General features: G+C 38.6%; 3 protein-coding genes. 1 reads left to right on the top strand and 2 read right to left on the bottom strand.

The features are described 5' to 3' along the window. Positions 1-311 precede the first annotated feature (311 nt). Positions 312-518, top strand: a complete 207-nt coding sequence (locus ACUVXA_RS11255; protein ID WP_445871358.1) for a hypothetical protein — start codon at positions 312-314, stop codon at positions 516-518. A 52-nt stretch (positions 519-570) separates the two neighbouring features. On the opposite strand, the gene ACUVXA_RS11250 is transcribed toward ACUVXA_RS11255, so the two are convergent. Continuing rightward, positions 571-1,224, bottom strand: coding sequence for a DUF998 domain-containing protein (locus ACUVXA_RS11250; protein WP_445871357.1), 654 nt, complete (start codon positions 1,222-1,224; stop codon positions 571-573). Positions 1,225-1,350: 126 nt separating this feature from the next. Next, positions 1,351-2,010, bottom strand: a complete 660-nt coding sequence (locus ACUVXA_RS11245; RefSeq protein WP_445871356.1) for a hypothetical protein — start codon at positions 2,008-2,010, stop codon at positions 1,351-1,353. Positions 2,011-2,918: the final 908 nt, after the last annotated feature.

The raw sequence follows: 2,918 nt of genomic DNA, 5'->3' as shown, positions 1-2,918 counted from the left end.
CATAGCCATATATGGTATTATTTAGTATTAAATCTTCCTACTGTTGTAAACCCTCGGATCCACATCAGTTTTAACCCTTGCCATATTTTCCACCACTTCTCAGACAATTACCGACATATTTCACTTAATATGTTGAAATTAATAATTAAGTATTTCCGAAACTGAGAGGAAAAATATAATTAAAATAAGTAGCAAGGTATAAAATTACAGGAATCTTTGGCGGGAAAGCCCCAGACTTCAGTCTCGGGAATGAACCGCCAAAAAATTTATTTGAAATAGAGTATGTTAATAGTTGTCGGTAGCTGAGGAGTTTGGCTTGGACTCAGACGGCTAAACAAGACGCAGCCCCTATGAGGGTGCCGAATAGACGCCGTTCCCCCTTGTGGAAGGGCGTGCTAACTGGGTGGTGGCACACCCATTGCTTCGAAGGCGCAGAAAGCCAGAAGCATGAATCCCCCGACTCTAGTCGCGGGGATTGTCAACCCTATGTTCAAGAAAAAGTCTTTCTTTTTAATTGAAAAAAATGGAAAAAATTTTTTGAACGATACCGTCATCTTTTCTGCGGTTAAATCACATTTCCTTGCGTTTTAGAATCACTTGTATTCCCACGGCTAAAATCCATGTCACTATTATAAAGAAGACGCCCCATTCCAGAAGTGCTCCTTTCTGAATTAGGAAAGCCAAGTCAACTATTACAAAGATAACTCCATATATGGCAATTGCTTTCGAGAAAAATTCACCGCGATACATTTCAAAGCTTAACAAAATTATTGCAATGCCTACGGATATGAAGAAAATCATAGCAAACGTGCCGTGTAGCTGAGACATAACCATGGGGGCGAGACCAACGCCAACCAAGGCTAATGAAGCGGTCAGGCCTAATACCACTCCAATCTTCGCAATAATAGAACCTCTAAAGAGTCCCAGTATGCCGGGAAACACGGGAAGCGCCAAAATGCCGGCAAGAATCAAACCCACATTAAACAGAAAAGCGCTGGGGCCAATACCAAGCTCACTAACGAATTGGTACCACATGGAGAACCCGGTATTAATAACCGGTATGGGATAAGGAAGCCAGCGAACAGGTAAAGCTCTAAAAGGGAACCCGGTGTATGTGACTACTGCGCCCAGTACTCCGATAATACCGACAATCATTGAAATAACCGCAAACAGTCCGCCGATCAGAATAAAGTTCGAATTTGCACCCGTTTTTGTAGACTTCATAATGTTCACCACTCCTTAGGTCATTAAATTAAGTTATAAAATGTTTTATTAGAGGAACTCCTATTTAAATTATGAAGTAAGATCATCAACTCACTTGGCTCAAAAATGTTGAAAATTCTTTTATTCCTAGGCTTCTGTAGCTTGGCTTTTTATAATCATTAGTACTCCTACCAATAAAGTCCAAGATATTATTGCAGAGAAGACAATCCATTCCAGGAATGTGCCTTGTAAAATTATGCCAATTAAATTAACTCCACCCACCAAGAATCCGTATACCGCAATTGCTTTAGAGGAAAATTTGCCTTTAAGCATCTCGTAGCTCAGCAGAACAATGGCCGGACCTGCTAATAAAAAGAAAAAGGCACCAAACAAATTATGTAGGGGAGAGAGAACCATGGGCGCGAACCCAACGCCAATAAGATTAAGGTATGTAATCATGCCCATAACTATTCCAATCTTTGTTTTAATGGACCGTTTCAAGAGCAAATATAGGCATGGGAATAAGGGAAGCGCCATTACACCTCCTATAATTAAACTCACGTTAAATGTGAATGCGCTGGGGCCGATTCCAAGCTCACTTATAAACATGTACCACCCAGAGTAACCCGTATTTATTACCGGTAACACCGGGAAGGGAAGCAAAAGCCAACTAATAAATAAGGGTCTGAGAGGAAACCCGGTATAAGTAATCACGGCACCCAAAACAGAAACCGTTATAGTAACCATTGAAACAACAGCAGTCACTCCACTAATTAAAATGGTCCTTGATTCCAACTCATATTTCAAAATCGCCATCCCTGTAACACATCTAATACGTGACTTTTAGTTTATTATTAGGTTTCTTTTTTATAATTAAACTTATAGTTAAATCATATGATATAACTATTTAAATAATATTAAAAAACTAAACAAAACAGTTGAAAAATAGTACTTTTGACATCTAAAACTTTGAAAATTTACCATTTTTGCGCCTACTTCGGCGCCCGCACGTCTTTTTGGCGAATTCTGTAGAAAACTGTGGTTCCCAGCGCAAAAATGACATGCTTTGGCATAATGTAATGTGTATGTTTTTTGCACTGGGGGTATGTGTTTTTGTTTGTTGGCTGCTTATAGAGGAGGAAGTATAAACCTTATTTTCCAATTCTGAGCCCTATTATGGAAGTTGGGCAGAAGGCTTCCACATACCCAAAATCAAAAATACATAACTATTACTTTGTACCACATGCTTTGGTGATGTAGATTCACCCGATTCTACCACTTATTTTGAGGCTCTAAATCGGAAAAGAAGCCATATAAACGCTCCTTTCGGAGGCGAAATCGAACAATTCTACATCATCACATGCTTTTACCGAAAAACCTATATATGACTTCGTAATTTCTTATTGATTGTGGGTGTCGTGGGTATCGGTTTTTTATCCTCTTTTCATCCTAATCCCCCCTCCCCCTCGCATGGCATTTCCACGACGCCCACGCTAATAAATTAAATTTTACTGAAAAGAGTACTCCATTTTTCGTAAAATTGAAATCATTAATTTTATAAAATTAAGTACATCCCATCCACAATACTTATCTAGAATAACTTATTTCTTATTTTAAATTTAAATGAGAAATTTAAATTTTAGTGTTCACAAGGTTTCGTTTTAGATGAATTGGGAGTGGTTCTGATATGTGTGATTTTTGTACCAAGCATGGTA

Source organism: Candidatus Jordarchaeum sp. (assembly GCF_052745115.1).
The sequence above is the reverse complement of the archived record's forward strand: the minus strand, read 5'-3'. Positions and strand labels throughout refer to the sequence as shown.